Origin of the sequence: Mycobacterium vicinigordonae (assembly GCF_013466425.1) — a bacterium.
Lineage (GTDB): Bacteria > Actinomycetota > Actinomycetes > Mycobacteriales > Mycobacteriaceae > Mycobacterium > Mycobacterium vicinigordonae.
The window spans coordinates 463,638-484,398 of record NZ_CP059165.1; the positions used below are offsets into that span (position 1 = coordinate 463,638).

At 65.6% G+C, this 20,761-nt stretch carries 21 protein-coding genes and 1 pseudogene; 11 read left to right on the top strand and 11 right to left on the bottom strand.

The genetic code is table 11. The annotated features are described in order from the left end of the window. Positions 1 to 7: 7 nt before the first annotated feature. The 3 genes from H0P51_RS02030 to H0P51_RS02040 are packed head-to-tail and all read right to left on the bottom strand — an operon-like array spanning position 8 to position 2,761. Positions 8 to 679: a methyltransferase family protein gene (locus H0P51_RS02030; RefSeq protein WP_246398329.1), complete on the bottom strand. Its 672-nt coding sequence runs from the start codon at positions 677 to 679 to the stop codon at positions 8 to 10. A 35-nt stretch (positions 680 to 714) separates the two neighbouring features. After that, positions 715 to 1,548, bottom strand: a complete 834-nt coding sequence (locus H0P51_RS02035) for a tyrosine-protein phosphatase (RefSeq protein ID WP_180916409.1) — start codon at positions 1,546 to 1,548, stop codon at positions 715 to 717. Then, complete coding sequence (locus H0P51_RS02040) at positions 1,541 to 2,761, bottom strand: acyl-CoA dehydrogenase family protein (protein ID WP_180918679.1); 1,221 nt, start codon at positions 2,759 to 2,761, stop codon at positions 1,541 to 1,543. The genes H0P51_RS02035 and H0P51_RS02040 overlap by 8 nt, the downstream gene beginning before the upstream one ends. 173 nt (positions 2,762 to 2,934) lie before the next feature. Here H0P51_RS02040 and H0P51_RS02045 point away from each other — a divergent pair, with 173 nt between their 5' ends. From H0P51_RS02045 to H0P51_RS02055, 3 genes are read left to right on the top strand one after another with little or no spacing between them, the layout of a single operon-like run. Then, positions 2,935 to 4,038, top strand: coding sequence for a Re/Si-specific NAD(P)(+) transhydrogenase subunit alpha (locus tag H0P51_RS02045; RefSeq protein WP_180916410.1), 1,104 nt, complete (start codon positions 2,935 to 2,937; stop codon positions 4,036 to 4,038). A gap of 2 nt (positions 4,039 to 4,040) precedes the next feature. Further along, positions 4,041 to 4,367 (top strand): NAD(P) transhydrogenase subunit alpha part 2, encoded by a 327-nt coding sequence (locus H0P51_RS02050; protein ID WP_180916411.1) that lies wholly within the window; start codon positions 4,041 to 4,043, stop codon positions 4,365 to 4,367. After that, on the top strand, positions 4,364 to 5,788 hold the full coding sequence (locus H0P51_RS02055) for an NAD(P)(+) transhydrogenase (Re/Si-specific) subunit beta (protein ID WP_180916412.1): 1,425 nt from the start codon (positions 4,364 to 4,366) through the stop codon (positions 5,786 to 5,788). Before H0P51_RS02050 ends, H0P51_RS02055 begins: the two co-directional genes overlap by 4 nt. A gap of 2 nt (positions 5,789 to 5,790) precedes the next feature. On the opposite strand, the gene H0P51_RS02060 is transcribed toward H0P51_RS02055, so the two are convergent. Next, the gene (locus H0P51_RS02060) at positions 5,791 to 5,916 is read right to left on the bottom strand and encodes a hypothetical protein (RefSeq protein ID WP_180916413.1); all 126 of its coding nucleotides are present in this window, start codon (positions 5,914 to 5,916) and stop codon (positions 5,791 to 5,793) included. Between the two features lie 139 nt (positions 5,917 to 6,055). Between H0P51_RS02060 and H0P51_RS02065 the strand changes: the two genes are divergently transcribed. Next, positions 6,056 to 6,676 (top strand): TetR/AcrR family transcriptional regulator, encoded by a 621-nt coding sequence (locus H0P51_RS02065; protein WP_180916414.1) that lies wholly within the window; start codon positions 6,056 to 6,058, stop codon positions 6,674 to 6,676. 10 nt (positions 6,677 to 6,686) lie between these two features. Here the strand turns inward: H0P51_RS02065 and H0P51_RS02070 are convergent, their stop codons facing one another. Together H0P51_RS02070 and H0P51_RS02075 are read right to left on the bottom strand one after the other, a co-directional pair. Beyond that, positions 6,687 to 8,114, bottom strand: coding sequence for a PE family protein (locus tag H0P51_RS02070; protein WP_180916415.1), 1,428 nt, complete (start codon positions 8,112 to 8,114; stop codon positions 6,687 to 6,689). Positions 8,115 to 8,215: 101 nt separating this feature from the next. Further along, positions 8,216 to 9,109: an alpha/beta hydrolase gene (locus tag H0P51_RS02075; RefSeq protein ID WP_180916416.1), complete on the bottom strand. Its 894-nt coding sequence runs from the start codon at positions 9,107 to 9,109 to the stop codon at positions 8,216 to 8,218. 85 nt (positions 9,110 to 9,194) lie between these two features. On the opposite strand from H0P51_RS02075, the gene H0P51_RS02080 reads away from it, so the two are divergent. Genes H0P51_RS02080 through H0P51_RS02090 form a run of 3 tightly spaced genes read left to right on the top strand, consistent with a single transcriptional unit; the run spans position 9,195 to position 12,434 of the window. After that, positions 9,195 to 10,310, top strand: a complete 1,116-nt coding sequence (locus tag H0P51_RS02080; RefSeq protein ID WP_180916417.1) for an NAD(P)H-dependent amine dehydrogenase family protein — start codon at positions 9,195 to 9,197, stop codon at positions 10,308 to 10,310. Positions 10,311 to 10,335: 25 nt separating this feature from the next. Then, complete coding sequence (locus H0P51_RS02085; protein WP_180916418.1) at positions 10,336 to 11,085, top strand: glucose 1-dehydrogenase; 750 nt, start codon at positions 10,336 to 10,338, stop codon at positions 11,083 to 11,085. After that, positions 11,085 to 12,434, top strand: coding sequence for an FAD-binding oxidoreductase (locus tag H0P51_RS02090; protein WP_180916419.1), 1,350 nt, complete (start codon positions 11,085 to 11,087; stop codon positions 12,432 to 12,434). Before H0P51_RS02085 ends, H0P51_RS02090 begins: the two co-directional genes overlap by 1 nt. Here H0P51_RS02090 and H0P51_RS02095 read toward each other — a convergent pair. From H0P51_RS02095 to H0P51_RS02105, 3 genes are read right to left on the bottom strand one after another with little or no spacing between them, the layout of a single operon-like run. After that, a complete protein-coding gene (locus tag H0P51_RS02095) occupies positions 12,418 to 12,966 on the bottom strand; it encodes a TetR/AcrR family transcriptional regulator (protein WP_180916420.1) in 549 nt (182 codons plus the stop codon). The genes H0P51_RS02090 and H0P51_RS02095 overlap by 17 nt on opposite strands. Then, positions 12,963 to 13,808, bottom strand: a complete 846-nt coding sequence (locus tag H0P51_RS02100; RefSeq protein WP_180916421.1) for a thioesterase family protein — start codon at positions 13,806 to 13,808, stop codon at positions 12,963 to 12,965. Before H0P51_RS02100 ends, H0P51_RS02095 begins: the two co-directional genes overlap by 4 nt. 18 nt (positions 13,809 to 13,826) lie before the next feature. Further along, positions 13,827 to 14,645 (bottom strand): SMP-30/gluconolactonase/LRE family protein, encoded by an 819-nt coding sequence (locus H0P51_RS02105; protein ID WP_180918680.1) that lies wholly within the window; start codon positions 14,643 to 14,645, stop codon positions 13,827 to 13,829. A 139-nt stretch (positions 14,646 to 14,784) separates the two neighbouring features. Here H0P51_RS02105 and H0P51_RS02110 point away from each other — a divergent pair, with 139 nt between their 5' ends. From H0P51_RS02110 to H0P51_RS02120, 3 genes are read left to right on the top strand one after another with little or no spacing between them, the layout of a single operon-like run. Further along, positions 14,785 to 15,675, top strand: a complete 891-nt coding sequence (locus H0P51_RS02110) for an acyl-CoA thioesterase (RefSeq protein WP_180916422.1) — start codon at positions 14,785 to 14,787, stop codon at positions 15,673 to 15,675. A gap of 6 nt (positions 15,676 to 15,681) precedes the next feature. Next, positions 15,682 to 16,596, top strand: a complete 915-nt coding sequence (locus H0P51_RS02115; RefSeq protein WP_180916423.1) for an LLM class F420-dependent oxidoreductase — start codon at positions 15,682 to 15,684, stop codon at positions 16,594 to 16,596. Between the two features lies 1 nt (position 16,597). Next, the gene (locus tag H0P51_RS02120) at positions 16,598 to 17,764 is read left to right on the top strand and encodes an acyl-CoA dehydrogenase family protein (RefSeq protein WP_180916424.1); all 1,167 of its coding nucleotides are present in this window, start codon (positions 16,598 to 16,600) and stop codon (positions 17,762 to 17,764) included. An 88-nt stretch (positions 17,765 to 17,852) separates the two neighbouring features. Here the strand turns inward: H0P51_RS02120 and H0P51_RS02125 are convergent, their stop codons facing one another. Together H0P51_RS02125 and H0P51_RS29075 are read right to left on the bottom strand one after the other, a co-directional pair. Beyond that, positions 17,853 to 18,521 carry a DUF427 domain-containing protein gene (locus H0P51_RS02125; RefSeq protein ID WP_180916425.1) on the bottom strand — a complete coding sequence of 223 codons (669 nt, stop codon included), beginning with the start codon at positions 18,519 to 18,521 and terminating at the stop codon, positions 17,853 to 17,855. A 385-nt stretch (positions 18,522 to 18,906) separates the two neighbouring features. Continuing rightward, positions 18,907 to 19,107: pseudogene (locus H0P51_RS29075) on the bottom strand (transposase); the annotation flags it as partial. A 92-nt stretch (positions 19,108 to 19,199) separates the two neighbouring features. On the opposite strand from H0P51_RS29075, the gene H0P51_RS02130 reads away from it, so the two are divergent. Next, complete coding sequence (locus H0P51_RS02130; protein WP_180916426.1) at positions 19,200 to 20,753, top strand: HNH endonuclease signature motif containing protein; 1,554 nt, start codon at positions 19,200 to 19,202, stop codon at positions 20,751 to 20,753. Positions 20,754 to 20,761 lie beyond the last annotated feature (8 nt).

Consider the following 20,761-nt stretch of genomic DNA (forward strand, 5'->3'; position numbering starts at 1 on the left):
CGCACATTCACCACATGTGCGGCAGCAGGCGGTAGCGAACCTTGCGGGTGTATTCGTCGTACCCGGCTAACTCGAGACGCAGAAGTTTCTCTTCGTCGCGGATGCGCAGCGTGAGAACGATGAGCACCGGTATGACGAAGACGAGTCCCCAGTAGGAACCCAGAGCCAGCGGCACACCCACCATCAGGATCACGTTGCCGGTGTACATCGGGTGCCGCACCAGCCGGTATAGCCCGGTCGAAACGACCTGTTGACCCGGTTCCACCCGTACGGTCGCGGCCGCGTAGTTGTTTTGGATCAGCACCAGCGTCGCCACGCTCAAACCCGCGGCAACCACGAGATTCCCCAGTACGCAGACCGCGTCCGGTACGTGGGACCAGCCGAAGCGGTGATCGAGTGCGCTGAGCACAATCCCGGCCACCAGCGAAAGCCAGATGGCGGCCATCACTAGCTTCTGCACGGCCCGGGTCTCCGCCGCCGGGCCACCACGCATTCGTCGTTCCAGCGCGCCGGGATTCTTGGCCAGCAGGTAGAAACCAGGTATCCAGGTCGACAAGGAGACCGTCAGAAAAACCCACGCCTGCCAATAATTGAGGGTGCCGGCGGGAAGAAAAATCAGCAGGGCGAATCCGGCGAATTGAACAGTCCCGGAAAACACCATTTTGGGGATGATTCGCACTGACCCTCCTAACTGCCCGATCTAACGTTTGCGACTCAGCCGAGCAGCGCCTTACGGAGCCGCGTCACCTCGGTTTCGGTAATCCCGGCGTCACGCAAGTACGCGTCCAGCGACCCGAAGGATTCGTCGATCACCTGCCAGGACGCGGCCAGATACTCGTCCCGCACCCCCAGTACCCCGTCGGACAGCCGGGCTTTGGTGAAGGTGATGACCTCTGGCGTCAGTTCGACGTCGGGTCGCTGGGCGATCATCTGCATGATCTGACCACGCAACGCCGGCACGGCGTCGTTGCTGCGCAGATAGTCGGCGACGATGACGTCACGATCCACGCCGAGGGCCGCCAACACCGTCGCAACCACGAACCCGGTGCGGTCCTTGCCCGCGAAGCAGTGCGTGAGCACCGGGCGGCCGGCGGCCAGCAGCGTAAAGACGCGCTGCAACGCGCGTTGCGCACCACTACGCGTTGGGAATTGGCGGTATTCGTCCACCATGTACTCGACTGCTTTGGCTTCGATGGCCTCGTCGGAATCCCCGGGGTCGCCTTCGGCGAGCATCCTCTTAAACGCGGACTCGTGCGGCGCGTCCTGATCGGTCCCGCTCTCCTTCTCATCACCCAGGTCGGGTACCGGCAACAGGTGGATGTCGACGCCGTCGGGTACGCGCCCTGGTCCGCGCCGGGCAACCTCGCGGGCCGCGCGCAGGTCGGCGACGTCGGTAACACCCAGTTCGCGCAGCACCGCGCGGCCGTCGTCGTCCAGGCTGCTCAGCTCACTGGACCGGAACAGCCGGCCGGGCCGCAACGCACCCGTGCTGTCGGCGACGTCGCGAAAGTTCCACGCGCCCGGCAGATCCCGTAATCCTTCAGCCATTGTTGGTGACCGCTGCCGCGAGCGCAGACTGCTCGCGGCCCAGTTCGCTGCGCGCGATGGTCCGCATGTGCACCTCGTCGGGCCCGTCGAAAATCCGCATGGCGCGGTGCCAGCCATACAGCCGGGCCAACGGGGTGTCGTCACAGATTCCCGCCGCGCCGTGCACCTGAATGGCGCGGTCGATGACGTCGCAGGCTACCTGCGGGGCAACCGCTTTGATCTGCGACACCAGTAGGTGAGCGGCCTTGTTGCCGTGCCGGTCAATCGTCCAAGCGGCCTTCTCGCACAGTAACCGGGCTTGATCGATCTCGTTGCGGGACTTGGCAATTGCGTGCTGTACCATACCTTGATCAGCCAGCGGACGACCGAACGCTATGCGGTTGTTCGCTCGGTGCGTCATCAGCGCCAGCGCCCGCTCGGCGCCGCCGAGGGCACGCATGCAGTGGTGGATGCGGCCCGGTCCTAACCGGGCCTGGGCGATGGCGAAACCGGAGCCTTCCTCGCCGAGCAGGTTGGTCACCGGAACCCGGACGTTGTCGTACACGATCTCGCAGTGGCCGTGCTGGTCCTGCCAGCCGAAGACGCCGGTGGAGCGCACAACGGTTACCCCCGGGGTGTCGATCGGCACCAGCACCATCGACTGCTGCTGGTGGCTGGCCGCCTCGGGATTGGTGCGGCCCATCACGATCAGGATCTTGCAGCGCGGATCGGCGGCGCCGGATGTCCACCACTTGCGGCCGTTGATCACGTAGTCGGCGCCGTCGCGCACGATCGAGGTCTCGATGTTGCGGGCGTCGCTGCTGGCCACCGCGGGCTCGGTCATCGAGAAGGCGCTGCGGATCTTGCCGTCCAGCAGCGGCTCCAGCCAGTCCTTGCGTTGCTGCTCGGTGGCGAACAGGTGCAGCGTCTCCATGTTGCCGGTATCCGGAGCCGCACAGTTGAGCGCTTCGGGCGCGATCTCGAGACTCCAGCCCGTCAGCTCCGCCAGCGGCGAGTACTCCAGGTTGGTCAGGCCCGACTCGGCGGGCAGGAACAGGTTCCACAGGCCGCGTTCACGGGCCTTGATCTTGAGCTCCTCGACGATCGGCGGAACGGTGAAGTCGTCCGGGCCGGCCTCGTGCCGGTACTTGTCGTATTCGGCTTCGGCGGGAAAGACGTACTCCGTCATGAAATCGGACAATTTCTTGTGATAGTCGCTGGCTTTGGCCGACATCGCGAAGTCCATGTCCGCCACGATATGACACGCGGTGACCGGCACTTTCGGTACACCGGACATTTCCGTTCTGCCGGTCGCGTTATTGGCGCGTTTGGGAAGTCCCGTAGGGTGTCTGAGCAATCAGACCGGGGTGTGCCCGGCAAAATCATCGGAAAGTGGATATACGCGCCATGACAGAAGCGCAGACAGGGCTCGTGAAGGTCGGCGTGGTGGCCGAATCCGGAGCCGACGAGCGGCGCGTTGCGTTGGTGCCGAAGGCGGTCGCCGGATTGGTGAACAGTGGCCTGGCGGTGGTGGTCGAATCGGGCGCGGGCGAGCGGGCGCTGCTCCCCGACCAGCTCTACACCGACGCCGGCGCCAGCATCGGCGATGCCTGGGCAGCCGACATTGTGGTGAAGGTGGCGCCGCCGACCGCCGCCGAGGTGGGCAGGCTGCGCCGCGGGCAGACGCTGATCGGCTTTCTGGCGCCGCGCAACGCGGATAATTCGATCGGCGCGCTGAAGCAGGCCGGTGTGCAAGCCTTCGCGCTCGAGGCCATTCCGCGTATCTCGCGGGCTCAGGCGATGGATGCGCTGTCGTCGCAGGGCAACGTCTCCGGCTACAAGGCCGTACTGCTGGCGGCGTCGGAGTCCACCCGGTTTTTCCCGATGTTGACCACCGCGGCCGGAACCGTGAAGCCGGCCACCGTGCTGGTGCTCGGCGTCGGCGTGGCCGGGTTGCAGGCGCTCGCGACGGCCAAGCGGCTCGGTGCCCGCACCACCGGTTACGACGTGCGGCCCGAGGTCGCCGACCAGGTGCGCTCGGTGGGTGCGCAATGGCTCGACCTCGGTATCGACGCCGCGGGGGAGGGCGGGTACGCCCGCGAACTCACTGACGACGAGCGTGCACAGCAGCAGCAGGCGCTGGAAAAGGCGATCAGCGGTTTCGACGTGGTGATCACCACCGCGCTGGTTCCCGGACGTCCAGCTCCCCGGCTGGTGACCGCCGGCGCCGTCGAGGCGATGAAGCCCGGCAGCGTGGTGGTGGACCTCGCCGGTGAGACCGGCGGCAACTGCGAGCTCACCGAGCCCGGTCAGACCGTTGTCAAGCACGACGTCACGATCGCTTCGCCGCTGAACCTGCCGGCAACCATGCCCGAGCACGCCAGCGAGCTGTATAGCAAGAACATCACCGCGCTGCTGGATCTGCTGATCAAAGACGGCAAGCTGGACCCCGACTTCGCCGACGAGGTCATCGCGGATTCGTGTGTGACCCGCGCCGGAGAGGACTCCTGAATATGTACGACGAGTTGTTGGCCAACCTCGCGATCCTGGTGTTGTCCGGGTTCGTCGGGTTCGCGGTGATTTCCAAGGTGCCCAACACGCTGCACACACCGCTGATGTCGGGCACCAACGCCATCCACGGCATCGTGGTGCTCGGCGCGCTGGTGGTGTTCGGCGAGGTCGAGCACCCGTCGCTGGCGGTGCAGATCATCCTCTTCGTGGCGGTCGTGTTCGGCACCCTGAACGTCATCGGTGGTTTCATCGTCACCGACCGGATGCTGGGCATGTTCAAGGGCAAGAAGAAAGCCCTCCCGGCGAAATCTGAAGAGGGCGCCAAATGAACTACCTAGTGATCGTCCTCTATATTTTCGCGTTCTCGCTGTTCATCTACGGCTTGATGGGCCTTACCGGTCCCAAGACCGCGGTGCGTGGCAACCTGATCGCCGCGGTCGGGATGGCCATCGCGGTCGCCGCCACCCTGGTCAAGATCCGGCACACCGACCAGTGGGTGCTAATCATCGCCGGCTTGGTGGTGGGCGTGGTGTTGGGCGTCCCGCCGGCGCGGCTTACCAAGATGACCGCGATGCCGCAGCTGGTGGCGTTCTTCAACGGCGTCGGCGGCGGTACGGTCGCGCTGATCGCGCTGGCGGAGTTCATGGAGACCAAGGGCTTCTCGGCGTTCCAGCACGGCGAATCGCCGACCGTGCACATCGTGGTGGCTTCGTTGTTCGCCGCGATCATCGGGTCGATCTCGTTCTGGGGTTCGATCATCGCCTTCGGCAAGCTGCAGGAGATCATCGACGGCAAGCCGATCGGCTTTGGCCGGCTGCAGCAGCCGATCAATTTGTTACTGCTGGTCGGGGCTGTCGTCGCCGCCGTGGTGATCGGGCTGGACGCCCATCCCGGCAGCGGCGGTGTGTCGTTGTGGTGGATGATCGGCCTGCTGGCGGCGGCCGGTGTGCTGGGCCTGATGGTGGTGTTGCCCATCGGCGGCGCCGACATGCCGGTGGTCATCTCGCTGCTGAACGCCATGACGGGCTTGTCGGCCGCGGCCGCGGGCCTGGCGCTGAACAACACCGCGATGATCGTGGCCGGGATGATCGTCGGCGCGTCCGGGTCCATCCTGACCAACCTGATGGCCAAGGCGATGAACCGCTCCATCCCGGCGATCGTCGCCGGCGGGTTCGGCGGTGGCGGCGTGGCCGTCGGCGGTGGTGACGCCGGAGACAAGACCGTCAAAGCCACCTCGGCCGCCGACGCCGCGATCCAGATGGCCTATGCCAACCAGGTGATCGTGGTGCCGGGCTACGGCCTGGCCGTCGCGCAGGCGCAGCACGCTGTCAAGGACATGGCGTCGTTGCTGGAGGACAAGGGTGTCACGGTGAAGTACGCGATCCACCCGGTCGCCGGCCGGATGCCCGGGCACATGAATGTGCTGCTGGCCGAGGCCGAGGTCGATTACGACGCGATGAAAGACATGGACGACATCAACGACGAGTTCGCCCGTACCGACGTCGCGATCGTCATAGGCGCTAACGACGTCACCAATCCGGCGGCTCGCAACGATGCATCGAGTCCGATCTTCGGCATGCCGATCCTCAATGTCGACAAAGCCAAGTCGGTGATTGTGCTGAAGCGTTCGATGAACTCGGGCTTCGCGGGCATCGACAACCCGTTGTTCTACGGGGAGGGCACCACGATGTTGTTCGGCGACGCGAAGAAATCGGTGACCGAGGTCGCCGAGGAACTGAAAGCCCTATAGATCTAGACGGGCGGGTAAGCCGGGGGCGGGTAGCCGTTGCCGTCCTCGACCCCGCGCAAGCCCCAGGTCAGGTAGCTGAAGAAGTACTCGATCTCATCGCTTCCGTCGTAGTCAGGACTCGGGTCCATTTCCCCACCTCTCGTCTGCTGCGCGACTCGCGACTGAATACCCTAAGGAGTCTAGTCCTATCCGCGTCGCAGGGACAGGCGGCATCGGCCGTAAACTGTCCAACCAGTTGATTGGTAATTGCGACGATAGTGAGAACAGATGCCGTCCGAAAATGGCCTTTCGCGCCGCGAGGAGTTGCTGGCCGTCGCCACCAAGCTGTTCGCTGCCCGCGGCTATCACGGCACCCGAATGGACGATGTCGCTGACGTGATCGGGTTGAACAAGGCGACGGTCTACCACTATTACGCCAGCAAGTCGCTGATCCTGTTCGACATCTATCGCCAGGCTGCCGAGGGAACGCTGGCCGCCGTGCACGATGACCCGTCCTGGACCGCACGCGAAGCCCTCTACCAGTACACGGTGCGGCTGTTGATGGGCATCGCCGGCAACCCCGAGCGTGCCGCGGTCTACTTCCAGGAGCAGCCCTACATCGCCGAGTGGTTCACCACCGAACAGGTCGCCGAGGTACGGGAGAAGGAAGCCCAGGTCTACGAGCATGTGCACGGCCTGATCGACCGCGGCATCAGCAGCGGTGAGTTTTACGAGTGCGACTCACACGTGCTCGCGCTGGGCTATATCGGCATGACGCTGGGTAGCTACCGGTGGCTGCGCCCGAGTGGCCGGCGCACGGCCAAGGAGATCGCTGCCGAGTTCAGCACCGCACTGCTGCGCGGGCTGATCCGCGACGAGACGATCCGCACCCAGTCTCCGCTTGGCTGAGACGCCGGTTCTAGTTGAAGATCGGCGGAATCACGTGCAGCACGTCGCCCAGCCCGCCGCTGAGCAGCGACACTGCGGTTACCGGAGATTGGCTCAGCGTCGGGCCGAAGTAGAAGTTCAGACCCGGGTTGGTCGACGGCACCCACGGATATGCGTCCGGGAAGTACTCCGGACCCCACCATCCGGCTTGGACACCGATCTCCACCGCGGCACCGTATGGGGCCTGCAGTAGCCCCTGGCCCAGGTAGTAGGCGACATTGAATGGGTTGGGAATGTTGATCAGGCCCGCCGGGGTGGGCAGGTCGGCGTAACCGTAGTTGTAGCCGAGATCGACCATCACCCGCAGCGGTGGCTGCAGCAGGTCGGCGATCACCGGCCCGGCATAGGGGATGTCGCGGATCGGCTGCAGCAGCGGCAGGTTCTGCGTCATGAACATGTAGTACTCGGTGTTGCCGGTATAGCCGGGCGACGTCGGCAGCTGGACGGCGTTGCTGGCCAACAGTGCCGGGTACTGGTTGTGCACGTAGAAGTAGCCCATGAGGGCGTTGACGTCGGCCAGGATATTGAGCGGGTACTGCGGAGTGTGGGCAATGCCGTCGTACTGTGCAGTGAAGATCTGGGTGGGGTACGGGTTGTTAGCCGGGGTCGCGCCGTTGAATGTCGCATCCAGGATGGGGATGTAGAAGCCGGGGAACCGGGACAGCAGGCCGCCGTTCGGGTTGTTGCCGGCCGCGGCCATGATGAACGACAACTGGCCCTGAAAGGGCGAGTTGTTCGCCATCAGCGCGAGGATTTCGTTGTTGATGATCGAGGCGCTCTGCGAATAGCCGAATGCGACGATGTTGTTTCCCAGCTCGGCCTGATGAGTGATGGCGGCGTTCAACAGGCTCACGCCTTTGGCGACGGACTGGTTGTACGTCATATTGCCGAGGTCGGGGGTGATCGGCCAGAACTGTTCCGGCGTGGGCAACTTGGTGGGAATCCAACTGGAACCGAAAAGCGGTTTAATCCAATTGTTTTCGATGTCGGTGACGTACTCGGACAGCGGTAGCGGGTTGCCGGTGCCGCCCATGATCAGCGCGATGTTCTGTGCGGCTGCGGGCAACGCCGTTCCCGAGGCGGTCAGGAGGCTGGTCGTGTTCGACAACGCGGCGTTGGCGGCGAGCTCGGCCTGCGTGTACGCGGTCCCAGCGGCCGCGAGCGCCCGGGCGAATTCGCTGTGAAAAGCGTTCGCTTGCCGGACAACCTGTTGGTACTCCGCGCCGAAGTCGTTGAACAGCGCGGTGACTGCCGCGGAGACTTCATCGCCGGCAGCGGCGAGCACGCTCGAGGTGGGACGCGCCGCCGCGGAGTTGGCCGCATGGATCGCCGCGGCGATCTCGTCCACATCGGTAGCCGCTCCCGCAAGCGATTCAGGTGAAATGACTAGTTGTGACATCGCCCCCGTCCTCCCCCGCAGCCGCAGGTATTGGGTATCAAAGAGCGTAAAACGCGGCTGGCCCGAATTCAGGCGTTTGGCGAAGCTTTCTTACTCGAGAGTTAGATCGCGGTCTTGAGGTGTTTGTCGAGGAAAGCGATCTGGTCGCCGATGACGCGTTCGAACGCGTCATCGACGTAGATGGCGAAATGCCCTTCGGGGTATGTCTTGATTTCGCCGCGCGGTGCTTTGGCCGCGTGGTGCAGCGTGACTTTAGCCGGGGCCACCGAGTCGGTTTCGCAGACACAGAACAAAATCGGGCAGCGCACTTTCGCGGCACTGCGGCCCGGGCGGTAGACCATGACCTTCAGCCCGATGCGCGCGGCGACCTCATTGCGCAGCTCCACTCCGTCGGGCACCAGGCGTAGATAGCCCGGATAGGCATCGGGTGCCGTCATCAACGCCGTCTCGCCCGGCATGCCCGCGGTCGGAATCAGCACCGGGGGTTTGCCGCGGCGCGCGGCCAGCAGGTCGCGTGCCGCTAGGGCGGTGACCCGCGCGGCGGTCAGTGGCTTGATGGCGCCGATGGAAGCCAGGCCATCGGTAAACGGGCACTGCGCCACGACGGCGGCGATACCCGGCAGCCGGGCCGCGCTTTGGACCACGTGTCCGCCGCTGAAAGAGGTTCCCCACAGGGCGATTCGGTTGATGTCCACATCCGGCAGGCTGCGCGCGTAGTCGACGGCGGCCGCCCAGTCGGCGAGCTGCATGTCGATGTCGAGCAGTTGACGAGGCTGGCCCTCGCTGTCGCCGAAGTTGCGGTAGTCGAATACCAGGCAGGCGTAGCCCGCGGCGCTGAACCGCTCGGCGTAGGCGTCCAGTCGCATGGTCCGTACCGCGCCGAGACCGTGCGCCATCACCAGCAGGGGGGCGGGTTCGCCCGAATCGGGCCGGTACAGCCACGCACTGATCCGATCTTCTCCGGACCTGAAGTCGACGTCCTTGCGTGGGCTCATGTCGTAACGATAGTGCCGCTGATTGGTGGGGAAAATTATGGACTAGTGTCTAGAAAACTGCAGCGCCGCGGGATGGAGGACACTCATGCCGATTCGTGTCGCCCATGTGGGCACCGGAAATGTCGGCGGTCTGGCCCTTGCCGAACTGATCGCTAACCCCGCGTACGAACTGATCGGGGTGTGCGTGTCCACACCGGAGAAAGTCGGCAAGGACGCCGCCGAACTGTGTGGGGTCGGTCTCGACGGCACCGCTCACGCTGGCGTCGCGACCGGCGTCAAGGCCGTCGACGATCTCGACGTGCTGCTGGCCGCACGGCCCGAATGCATCGTCTACTGCGCCATGGGCGACACCCGCCTGCCGGACGCGATGACCGACGTGATGCGCATCCTGGCCGCCGGTATCAACGTCGTCGGGTCGTCCCCGGGCCTGCTGCAATACCCGTGGAAAGTGATGCCCGACAAGTACATCGCCAGGGTGGAAGATGCTGCGCAACGAGGGAAGTCGAGTCTTTTCATCACCGGTGTCGATCCCGGGTTCGCCAACGACCTGATTCCGTTCGCACTGGCCGGCACCTGCCAGCGCATCGAATCGGTGCGGTGCATGGAGATCCACGACTACGCCAGCTACGACGGCGCCGAGGTGATGCACTACATGGGGTTCGCCCGACCTATGGACGAAGAGTTGCCGATGCTGTTGCAGCCCGGCGTGCTCAGCATCGCCTGGGGGACGGCAATCCGGCAGCTGGCCGCCGGGTTGGGTATCGAGATCGACGAAATCACCGAGTCCTATCAACGCGAGCCGGCGCCGGAGGACTTCGACATCGCCGTCGGGCACGTCGCCAAGGGCACCCTGGCGGCGCTGCAATTCGAGATCCGCGGCATGGTCAAGGGCCGTCCCGTCATCGTCATCGAGCACATCACCCGGCTGCGGCCCGACCTGCGACCAGATTGGCAGCAACCGGCCGCCGGCGGCGGCTCATACCGCGTTGAGATCACCGGGGAGCCGTCCTACGCGGTGGACATCGTGCCCACGAGCCGCAAGGGCGACCACAACCACGCGGCGATCGCCGGCGCGGCCGGACGTATCGTCAACTCCATTCCCGCGGTACTGGCCGCGCCGCCCGGCATCCGGACGACGCTGGACCTGCCGCTGGTCTCCGGTAAAGGCCTATACACCCCCAGCGATCTAGTCGCTACGTAACAGTTTTCGGAAGGGAACCTCGCCGATGGAACGACCGGGACGGGTAGCAGGCAAGGTCGCGCTGATCAGCGGCGGCGCTCGCGGAATGGGTGCCGAGCATGCGCGGCTGCTGGTCGCAGAGGGTGCCAAGGTGGTGATCGGCGACGTCCGCGACGACGAGGGCAAAGCGCTGGCCGCCGAGATCGGCGACGCGGCGCGCTACGTGCACCTCGACGTCACCCAACTCGACCAGTGGGAGGCCGCGGTCGCGACGGCCACCGGCGACTTCGGCAAGCTCGACGTGCTGGTCAACAACGCCGGCATCGTCGCGGCGGGACCGCTGCGCGAGTTCCGGATGGACAAGTGGCAGCAGGTGCTCGACGTCAACCTCACTGGCACGTTCCTGGGTATGCGGGTGGCCGTGGACCCGATGACACAGGCTGGTGGCGGGTCGATCATCAACGTCTCCTCGATCGAGGGGATCCGGGGTGCGCCGTTCGTGCACCCGTACGTCGCGTCGAAGTGGGCGGTGCGCGGCATCACCAAGTCGGCCGCGCTGGAGCTGGCCCCGGTTAACATCCGGGTCAACTCACTGCACCCCGGCTTCATCCGCACGCCGATGACCGCCCACCTGCCCGAGGATATGGTCACCATTCCGCTCGGTCGGCCAGCCGAATCGCGCGAGGTCGCCACCTTCGTGGTGTTCCTCGCCAGTGACGAAGCGTCCTACGCGACGGGTAGCGAATTCATCATGGACGGCGGTCTGGTGACCGACGTGCCGCACAAAGAGTTCTGATGCTTTCGAGCCTTGCCGATGTGGTGGGCTCCAAGCATGTCCTGACCGATCCCGACGTCCTGGCCGCCCGCAGCATCGACCACACCGGCCGGTACCGGGGCCGTGCCAGCGCGCTGGTTCGGCCGGGTTCGGCCGATGAGGTCGCCGGGGTGCTGCGTATCTGCCGCGACGCCGGGGCTTTCGTGACGGTGCAGGGTGGCCGGACCTCGCTGGTGGCCGGTGCCGTGCCTGAACACGACGACGTGCTGCTGTCCACCGAAAGGCTTTCCGCAATAAGCGAAGTCGATACCGTGGAGCGACGCGTGACCACCGGTGCGGGTGTCTCGCTCGCGGCGGTACAGACGGCGGCCTTGTCGGCGGGGCTGGTATTCGGGGTGGATTTGTCGGCGCGTGACACCGCGACCGTCGGCGGGATGGCATCGACCAACGCTGGTGGCCTGCGCACCGTCCGCTACGGCAACATGGGTGAGCAGGTAGTCGGACTCGAAGTGGCGCTGCCTGACGGTTCGGTGTTGCGCCGGCACAGCCGGGTGCGAAGCGACAACACCGGCTACGACATGGCGTCGCTTTTCGTCGGCGCCGAAGGCACGCTGGGTGTGATCACCGAGCTGGATCTGCGGTTGCACCCGATTCCGGCGCATCGGGTGACCGCGGTGTGTGGGTTCGACTCGCTGGATCTATTGGTGGCGGCCGGCCGCATGTTCGCCGAGGTGGACGGGATCGCCGCCTTGGAGTTGGTCGACGGCCGGGCGGCCGCCTTGAGTCACGAGCACCTTGGTTTTCCCCCGCCGGTAGCCGGCGACTGGCTGCTGCTGGTGGAGCTGGCCGCCGACCACGACCAGACCGAGCGGCTAGCCGAGTTGCTCGACGACGCACAGCTGTGCGGGGAGCCGGCGGTGGGCGTGGATGCGGCTGCGCAGCAACGATTGTGGCGGGTGCGAGAGTCGCTGGCCGAGGTTCTAGGGGTGTATGGGCCGCCGCTGAAGTTCGATGTGTCGCTGCCCTTGAGTGCGATTTGCGAATTCGCCTCCCGCTCAGCGGATTTAGCGCGTCGGCAGGTGCGTGACTCGTTGCCGTTGCTGTTCGGCCATATCGGGGAAGGTAACCTGCACCTCAACGTGTTGCGTTTCCCGGTCGAGCGAGAAGCAGACCTGTACGCCGAGATGATGGAGCTGATCGCCGGCTGCGGCGGCAACGTGAGCTCAGAGCACGGTGTCGGCACCCGAAAGCGGCCATATCTGAGCATGTCTCGAGAGGCCGCCGACATCGCGGCGATGCGCACCGTCAAGGCGGCACTGGACCCGACGGGCTACCTGAACGCCGCCGTACTGTTCAGTCCGTCCCCTTGATCCCCACCGCGTGTCGCAACTGCGCCAGGAACTCCTCGGCGTCGTCGCTGCGAACCACGTAGTGCGAGATCGCGATTCGGATCACTGTCGCAGCTTTGACGGCGGCGTTGGGTCCAGGGATCAACCGCTGCAGGCCCGCACGCATCTCCGGGATCACTCCGGACATCTGCGCGATGACATGCTCGGGCTCGATGTCGACCATCCGCACACCCGAGTAGGAGTACTGGTAGTCGACGATGAATCGCATTGCGGCGTCCAGTCTTTCGACGCCTTTTAATCCGGCGGTCGCTTTGGCGAGGCCGCGTTCGAAGACCTCACGCTCATACCGTGAGAATGCCGACATCAGCTCCTCTTTCGAGGCGAACCAGCGGTAGAGGGTGGGCCGCGAAACCTGGGCTTGGGTTGCGACCTCGGAGAGGCTGAGCTTGGTCTTGCCGCTGCGGGCCAGGACCTCGGCGGTGGCCGCCAGGATGCGCTGACGTGTCGAGCTGTCGGTGTCGAAGTCATCGGTCACTTCGGGAGCTTGGCTCATGTGTCCGCCTTTGGCTGCTTGGGAGGTCTGGGTCGAACCAGGACGGACTGCTGGATGGCGCCGATCGCGCTTTGCTCATCGAACAAGGTGCCGACCGTGGTGCCGATGCCGTCGGGCCCGTAGCTGGTTTCGGCGCGGATGCCGATCCACTCGCCCTGCGGGATTCGGAACACGTGCACGGCCAGGTCGGTGTTGAGGAACGTCCACTTGCTGATGTCCAGCTTGCTGCCAATGCCGTTGGCGCAATCGGCCACCGCGAACAGGCGCTCCAGCGGGGTCATCTCTTCGCCGGCCACCAGGGCGGCGGTGGGCTTGATCCACGACTCGCCTGGCCCCTGGGTGAGGCGCTCGGTCAACCACAACCACTCCAAGCTGTGGACGTAGTTGGTATCCCAGTTGCGCGCTTTCATGTCCCGGTCGTGCGCCTCGGACCGCGGACGGGGCAGCGGTGCCGCCGCGTTCGCCGCGGCCGTGGTGTCGATCTGCTGCAGCCGCCAGCCGCTGGCCCGGGCGACCGGGCGTGGTTCGCCGTCGGGACCGGGAGCCAGCATCTCGGCCGTCACCAGCTCGATCTGCTTGCCGCCGCGTTCCAGTCGCGACCGCACCCACAGGTCGCCGTCGGCGGGTATCGGGCCGAGCAGGTCGATCACCACCCGGCTCAGCCGGGTGTCCTCGCGTTGCTTGCAGCGTTCCAGAGCGCGGGTCAACAGTGCCGACACCGGGGCGCCGTGCTGGATCGAGGAGGACCAGGTGCCGCGGGCCAGGTCAGTGGCACGGAACTTCTCGCCGCGAGTTTCGGTGGCTGCTGGGTCTGGAATCAGCTCGTAGTACGAATCGGACAAGGCATCCACCTTCACGTGTCAGGGCAATCCGGCACCGGGGACCTCGACCCGCACGGCGTCCAGCCTTGCCAGCCGGGTGCCCACCAGGCGCTGAGGATAAGCATCTGTGCTCGATAGCAAAAACAGGGTGCGGCGCTCCGGGCCACCGAGTGCGCAGGCGATCGCCACCCGATCGCCCATGTCGATGCGGTCGGTCACTTCGCCGCCGGCGGTGATCCGCTCGAACTGATGTGCCAGCGTCATCGCCGTCCACACCCCACCGGCGGCGTCCAGTGCGATGCCGTCAGGAGGGCCATCCAGCCGGTCGGCAAAGACGGTGGGGTCGGTGAGACCGCCGTCGTCGCCGATGGTGAATGCCGTGAGCCGGCGGCCCATCGATTCGGCGACGATGAGGCTGCGGCGGTCCTCGGTGATCACCATGCCGTTGGGGAAGGCGAGGTTGTCGGCGACCACGGTCGCGGTGTCGTCGGGGTCCAGCCGGATGATGGTGCCGCCGTCAAACGCCTGTGATCCGATGTAGGCGCGGCCGGCGTCGTCGACCACCATATCGCCGAGGTCGGCGGGAGCGAGTGCGGAGAGGTCGGCGATTGGGACGACGGTGTCGCCGTCATAGCGCAACACTGTGCGATTTTCGGCGGAGACGATCAGCAGGCAGCCGTCAGGCCGGAAGCCCAGACCCGACGGTGCATGACCGGGCAGCACCACGGTGGTCAGCGAGCCGCGCATGTCGCACGTGTGCACGGCTTCGCCGAGCATGTCGGAGAACCAGAGCAGTCCCTCGAACCAGCGCGGCCCCTCGCCGAAACAAAAGTCTTGGGCCAGCGGAGACGGCGCCACGGTGCCGTTACAAATCACTGCCAGAGTGTCATGCACCGCGGGCGTTGCTGTCAACGCACGGTGTCTTGGGGTGCGTTCGGTTAGCTTTACAAATAATGCGCATAGTGTCACGCTGGGCCGTGAGCTGCCGGAGCGAGGGGTGAGTGCATTGACGACGGAATCCGAACAGGTGCAATGGTCGGTCGAGACCCTGCTGGAACTATTCGAAGTGCAGGCCGCCGGCCCGGACCGCTACACCGCCGAGACCGGGCTGGCCGGACAGGACGGCCGGCAGGTCGTCGAAGGCACCCAGGTGGTCGCGCAGGCGATCGTGGCGGTGGCAAACCGGTTCCAGGGCAAATCGGTGCGCTCGGCGCACGGGGTGTTTGCGCGTGCCGTCATGGTCGGGCCGCCCATCGAGCTCGTACTCGACGTGCTGAACGAGGGCCGCTCGACGGCGACCGCGATCGTCTCGGTGTTGCAGAACGGCAAGCGCTGTGTGGTGGTAACCGTGCTGACCGATGTTCCGACCGACGATGTGATCCGTCACCATCTGATCCGGCCCGACGTGGTGGGACCCACCGAGGCCAACCTGTCAGAGATGCCAATGGTCGGGCGGGAACTGCGGCTGGTCGACGTGGTCGACGTGAACAGCCCCGACGAAGTCGGCCCTCCCGAGCTGTACGCGTGGCTGCACTACGACCCCATCCCCGAGCGTGATGACCTGGCGAAAGCCTTGGTCGCGTATTTCACCGGGCACCTTGGCATTTCGACGACTATGCGGGCCCACGCGGGTATCGGTACCGCGCAGGCGCACTTGACTGTGTCGACCGCGCCGATGTCGATCTTCGTATCCTTCCACGAGCCGGTGCAGTGGGATGGCTGGCTGCTCTACAGCCACGAGAGCACCCAGGCCGGCGCTGGGATGTCCTACGTGCGCGGCGCGGTACACACCGAGGACGGCGATCTGCTGTGCTCGTTCGCCCAGGAGGCGCTGATCCGTCCGCTGCGTACCAGCGACACCTCGATCGATGCTGCGGCAAGGTTCTGAAATACCATGCGCTTCACCATCACCCACCCTATGCACAGTCACCCTTACAATCCGGAGCTAGCCGGCGGGGCCGGCATCGCGACGGTGGCGGCGGCAGCCGAGAAAGCCGGCTTTCACGGCTTCGGTTTCACCGATCATCCGGCGCCCTCGCAGCGCTGGCTGGAAGCCGGCGGTCACGATGCGCTGGATCCTTTTGTCGCCCTTGGCTTTGCGGCGGCGCATACATCGACATTGCGGCTGATCCCTAACATCGTGGTGCTGCCCTACCGAAACCCGTTCGTGGTGGCCAAATCCGGTGCGACGTTGGATCTACTGTCCGAGGGGCGATTCACCCTCGCCGTCGGCGTCGGATACCTCAGGAAGGAATTCGCGGCGCTGGGTGTGGACTACGACGAGCGCGCTGCGCTGTTCGAGGAAGCCCTGGAAGTGATTCGCACTATATGGACTACCGACGACATCAGTTATGAAGGGCAGCGTTTCAATGCCCGCGGGATCACCGCGCACCCTCGTCCGGTGAGCCCCCCACCGATCTGGGTCGGCGGCAACACCACCAGCGCCCGGGCGCGGGTCGCTCAATTCGGAGACGGGTGGTGTCCCTTCCCAGCCCCGGCCGGCCTGGCGCGCACGGCGGGAACTGCGCCGCTGGACTCGCTGGAAGTTCTTGCCGCGGGCATCGACGACCTGCGTCGGCGTTGCGAGGCGATCAACCGCGACTTCTCGGCTCTGGATGTAACCTTCACCAATTCCGAGGGCGGTAGTCCGGCCGGCGACGACTTTGTCGCGGACGCGTACCTTGACGGGTTGGAAAAGCTTGCCGCACTGGGTGTTACCTGGGTGTCTGTGCACCTGCCCGGCGACAGCATGGCCCACGTGCTGGAGACCATCGACCGGTTCGGCTCGTCGGTGATCGATGTGATCTGAGATGGACTTCTCACGCGTCGCGCTGTCCGACGCCGACCAGGCCTTCCATTCGGAGATACGCGCGTTCGTGACCGAACACGTCACCGACGACGTCCGCCGCCGTAACCGCGAATTCGGCGAAAACTTCGACGAGCAGGTGCATCTGGCGCTCGGTGCAGCCGGCTATCTGGGTGACGACTTTCAGGAAGAGTCCGAGGGTGGGTTCAGCGCGGTGCGTCGGCGGATCTTCAACCTGGAGATCGCACGTGCGCATACGCCGTGGTACCACTGGGGCACTACATCGGTTGTGGCGCATCTTGTTTCGCAATTCGCCAAGCCGGAGCTGGTGCAGCGGGTGCTGCCCGGCGTGCTGTCCGGTCACATCCGGCTATGTCTGGGCTACACCGAGCCCGAAGGCGGCTCGGACGTCGCCACTTGCAAGACCCGCGCGGCGCGAGACGGTGACGGCTGGGTGATCAATGGCTCCAAGATGTTTACCTCGAACGCCCAGAACGCCGCGTATGTATTCCTTCTCACCAACACCGATCCGGACGGGCCGAAACACAAGAACCTGACCATGTTCCTGGTGCCGCTCGATACGCCGGGAATCGAAATCCAGGGCATCCGCACCCTGGACGGCGACCGCACCAACATCGTCTTTTACAGCGACGTGCGCGTCGACGATCTCTACCGCATCGGCGAAGTCAATGGCGGTTGGACGGTGATGCGGGCAGCCTTGGATTCCGAGCACGGGCTTGTTGAACGGGACGCCGAGGGCTTGCAGGATGTCGCGGCGATGGCCGGCCACGGCATGCTGATGGCCGAGGCAATTGACGGGGTCGCCGGTGTGGTCGATGGTGGCGACGAATACGTGCAGTACCGGCTCGGACGCAGTTTCGCGCGGATGGAGGCGGCGCTGTCTACACCGGGCATGTGCGGACGCGTCGCGATCGGCCAGACCATGCGCGAGGTATCCGGAGAACTGATGGAGCTCCTGGGGCAGGCCGCGGTGTTGCCCACCGATGCTCCGGGATCGCCCGATGACGGCGCCCTGGAACACGTTGCCCGCTTAGCGTTGCCGATGGGGATCTACGGCGGGTCGCTGGAAGTGTTCCGCAACATGATCGCCCAGCACGAGTTGCGGTTGGGGCGGCCCGCCTACGGTTCGGGAAGCTCCGCCTCGACCTAGCTTTCGTGCCGCGAGTGGCCTCGAATGTGCGCTGAAATGCCGTTTGGGACGGCATTTTGGGGACGCTCGCGTAACCTGGCCGGCCTGCCTAGGCTTCGGGAAGCTCTGCCTCGACCTGAACCTTCGCCGCATCGAAGCTGAGAAAGCCTTTGATGGGCCGGGTTTCGGGGAGCGGGTCCTCGTAGCTCCAGGCGATGTCGGTGTTCTGCGATTTGGGCGCCCAGTAGGTCGCGTAGCCCTTGTAGTTGCAGTAACTCGACGTCTCGGTCCTGTGGAGCAGCTCGGTGCGCACATGCTGAGGTGCTACATAAAGCCTTGGTGGAACAGATGTTTCGAACACGATCATGGTGTCGTCGGTGTCTACCAGCGTGCTGTCTTCGAGGGTTACTCGTAGTCGCCTGGTCGTGGGGCGGCAGTCGACACGGTGATACGGATTCGGCGGATAGTGGACCAGTTTGCGGCCTTCCTCGAACCAGTCGTCGACGGTGTCCCACGGCACGTGGACATAACCCGGGGCCTGCGGCTCGGGCTCGGCTGGAAGGTCGGTGACGATTTCGGCCGGAAATACGTAGCTGAGCGGGCGACCGGCGCGGTGCACCATGTGGGCACGCTCGGTGTCGATGACGGTGCGGCCGCCTTTGACTGCCTTGATGCGGCGCGGGTGCGGTTCGATGTAGACGACGCCAGCGGGAATCGGGGGAGTGAAGCGCCCGGCAGGCTCCTTGCCAAGTGGACCGCGGCCGGCGACCAAGCTCATGGTTAGAGCGTACGGCGCGGTGTCCGGGTGGCCGCAGCAGTGCCGCCAGGCGGTACCCCCAGGCCGGCCAGTCCTGGGCGTATTTGGCAGCCACTGCCTCGATACGGTCCACCACCGGTGCCGGCCAGGGCCCCTTGACGGGGACGCGGTGACGCAGCCGCGCCAAACGTCGCCAATAGGTCCGCTCCGGAATGGCGGCCAAGGCGCTGAACCTCGAAACCGGCAGCCCCGCTTCCTCTCTTAGGGCTTCGAGGTCGACGAAGGGACTTGATCGGCGAACGCCGCGCCCCGCTGCCAGAAACGTGAATTGCACGGTGGCCTCGGCCAGAGCCAATTTGAGTTGTTCATTTTCCAGTTGCAGACACCGCTGCTCGGGAGTACCTCTAGCTCCGGCCGGACCGCTGGGAACCTCCTGCAGGCGCTCCGCGCCGGCCTCGAGGAACTGATGTTTCCACTTCGTGACCACCGCCGAACTCACGCCGATACGCCGCGCCGGCTCCGCGCACGTCATCTCTCCTGCCAGCACCGAGAGCACGATGCGGGTCTTGTCCTCAGCAATCTTGGTCCGCCGCGACCGAGCAGCCATCCTGACCACCTTCTCAAGCACGCCGCCGGTAATCCATACTGTGCGGCCCTGCCAGAAAGTATGAGTCAGTAGAATCTGCTACGCTCGAACATATGTTCGAATCACTGGATGTTCAGCCGCCTCCGACCGAGGATCGGGCGGTGCTGTGGGCGTGGGTGCACGACCTGCAGCGGCTGCAGCGTCAGGCGTTGCGGGAACCCACCGCGGAGTCCAGCGGCTGGCTGGCGCCGGTTCAGGTGGCGGCGAGGTTGGAGAGCCAGGCCGCTGCGGCGCAGCTGATGGGGATCGGCGGGTTGTTTCGCTACCGGCTGTCCCACAGTGTCGAGTCCGAGGACTGGGCGGTCGACACAATGGAGGCGGTGGCCGCTGAGGTGGCCGCGGGCTTGCGGATCAGTCAGCGTCGCGCTCGGACCAAGGTGCATTGGGCGCGGGCGATGCGTGAGCGGGTGCCCAGGGTGGGTGAGTTGTTCGCCGCGGGGGAGATCGATTTCGTGGCGTTCGCCACGGTGGTCTCGCGCACGGATCTCATTGAGGATCGCGACGTGTTGGCCCGCGTCGATGAGCTGGTGGCCCTCAACGTGGTGCGTTGGCCCGCGCTGACTGCGGGGCGGCTGGCGGGCAAGGTCGATGCGATTGTGGCCCAGGTGGATATCGATGCGGTCCGACGCCGCCAGGAGCGCCACGCTCAGCGCGAGGTCAGCTTCAGCGCCGATCAGGAGGGCATCACCTACCTGGAAGGCAGCATGTTGACCCCCGACGCGCGGGCGTTGGCGGCACGGTTGAGCGCCCTGGCGGCCACGGTGTGCCCGCATGATCCACGCAGCCACGCCCAGCGCCGCGCTGATGCGCTGGGCGCGCTGGCCGCGGGAGCCGACCGGCTGGGATGTCGCTGCGGGCGCACCGCGTGCAGCGCCGGGCAGCGGCAGCCGGCCGCACCGGTGACGATTCACGTGATCGCCGAACAAGCCACCCTGCAGGGCCGCGGCAGCACGCCGGGATCGCTGCTCGGTGCCGAGGGGCTGATCACCCCCGAGCTGCTGGCCCAGCTGGCGCTCAGCGCCCCCCAGGTACCGCTGATCCACCCCGGCTACCACCCACCCGAGCCTGGCTACGCCGCCTCCCCGGCATTGGCCGCCTTCGTCCGCGCGCGGGATCTGACGTGCCGCTGGCCCGGCTGCGACGTGCCGGCCACCCGCTGCGATCTAGACCATTCAGTGCCCTACGCCCAGGGCGGACCCACCCACGCCAGCAACCTGAACTGCAAATGCCGCACCCACCACTTAGTGAAAACGTTCTGGGGCTGGTCCGAACGCCAACTGCCCGACGGCACCCTCATCTTCACCTCCCCCGCCGGACAGGTCCACCTCAGCACTCCCGGCAGCGCGTTGCTGTTCCCCAGCCTGTGCCAGGTCACCGGCGGGATCCCCAGCCCCGAAATCCCCACCACCGAAACCGACTACTGCGCCGAACGCACCACCATGATGCCCAGACGCCGCCGCACCCGCGCCCAAAACCGCGCCACCCGCATCGCCACCGAACGTCGGCACAACCGCCGAACCCGCCTCGCCAGCCACGAAAACGCCACCGCCCCAGCCCCCAACAGCAACAACCACCCCCCACCCGACGACCAACCACCACCCTTCTGACTGATCGC

What these genes read in the sequence shown, in the direction of transcription:
- H0P51_RS02080 (WP_180916417.1), top strand. Translation starts at nt 9,195, where the DNA reads ATGCCGATTCGTGTCGCCCATGTGGGCACCGGAAATGTCGGCGGTCTG.
- H0P51_RS02075 (WP_180916416.1), bottom strand. Translation starts at nt 9,109, where the DNA reads ATGAGCCCACGCAAGGACGTCGACTTCAGGTCCGGAGAAGATCGGATC.
- H0P51_RS02130 (WP_180916426.1), top strand. Translation starts at nt 19,200, where the DNA reads ATGTTCGAATCACTGGATGTTCAGCCGCCTCCGACCGAGGATCGGGCG.
- H0P51_RS02065 (WP_180916414.1), top strand. Translation starts at nt 6,056, where the DNA reads ATGCCGTCCGAAAATGGCCTTTCGCGCCGCGAGGAGTTGCTGGCCGTC.
- H0P51_RS02060 (WP_180916413.1), bottom strand. Translation starts at nt 5,916, where the DNA reads ATGGACCCGAGTCCTGACTACGACGGAAGCGATGAGATCGAGTACTTC.
- H0P51_RS02090 (WP_180916419.1), top strand. Translation starts at nt 11,085, where the DNA reads ATGCTTTCGAGCCTTGCCGATGTGGTGGGCTCCAAGCATGTCCTGACC.
- H0P51_RS02070 (WP_180916415.1), bottom strand. Translation starts at nt 8,114, where the DNA reads ATGTCACAACTAGTCATTTCACCTGAATCGCTTGCGGGAGCGGCTACC.
- H0P51_RS02125 (WP_180916425.1), bottom strand. Translation starts at nt 18,521, where the DNA reads ATGAGCTTGGTCGCCGGCCGCGGTCCACTTGGCAAGGAGCCTGCCGGG.
- H0P51_RS02115 (WP_180916423.1), top strand. Translation starts at nt 15,682, where the DNA reads ATGCGCTTCACCATCACCCACCCTATGCACAGTCACCCTTACAATCCG.
- H0P51_RS02120 (WP_180916424.1), top strand. Translation starts at nt 16,598, where the DNA reads ATGGACTTCTCACGCGTCGCGCTGTCCGACGCCGACCAGGCCTTCCAT.
- H0P51_RS02095 (WP_180916420.1), bottom strand. Translation starts at nt 12,966, where the DNA reads ATGAGCCAAGCTCCCGAAGTGACCGATGACTTCGACACCGACAGCTCG.
- H0P51_RS02040 (WP_180918679.1), bottom strand. Translation starts at nt 2,761, where the DNA reads ATGTCGGCCAAAGCCAGCGACTATCACAAGAAATTGTCCGATTTCATG.
- H0P51_RS02035 (WP_180916409.1), bottom strand. Translation starts at nt 1,548, where the DNA reads ATGGCTGAAGGATTACGGGATCTGCCGGGCGCGTGGAACTTTCGCGAC.
- H0P51_RS02055 (WP_180916412.1), top strand. Translation starts at nt 4,364, where the DNA reads ATGAACTACCTAGTGATCGTCCTCTATATTTTCGCGTTCTCGCTGTTC.
- H0P51_RS02050 (WP_180916411.1), top strand. Translation starts at nt 4,041, where the DNA reads ATGTACGACGAGTTGTTGGCCAACCTCGCGATCCTGGTGTTGTCCGGG.
- H0P51_RS02085 (WP_180916418.1), top strand. Translation starts at nt 10,336, where the DNA reads ATGGAACGACCGGGACGGGTAGCAGGCAAGGTCGCGCTGATCAGCGGC.
- H0P51_RS02045 (WP_180916410.1), top strand. Translation starts at nt 2,935, where the DNA reads ATGACAGAAGCGCAGACAGGGCTCGTGAAGGTCGGCGTGGTGGCCGAA.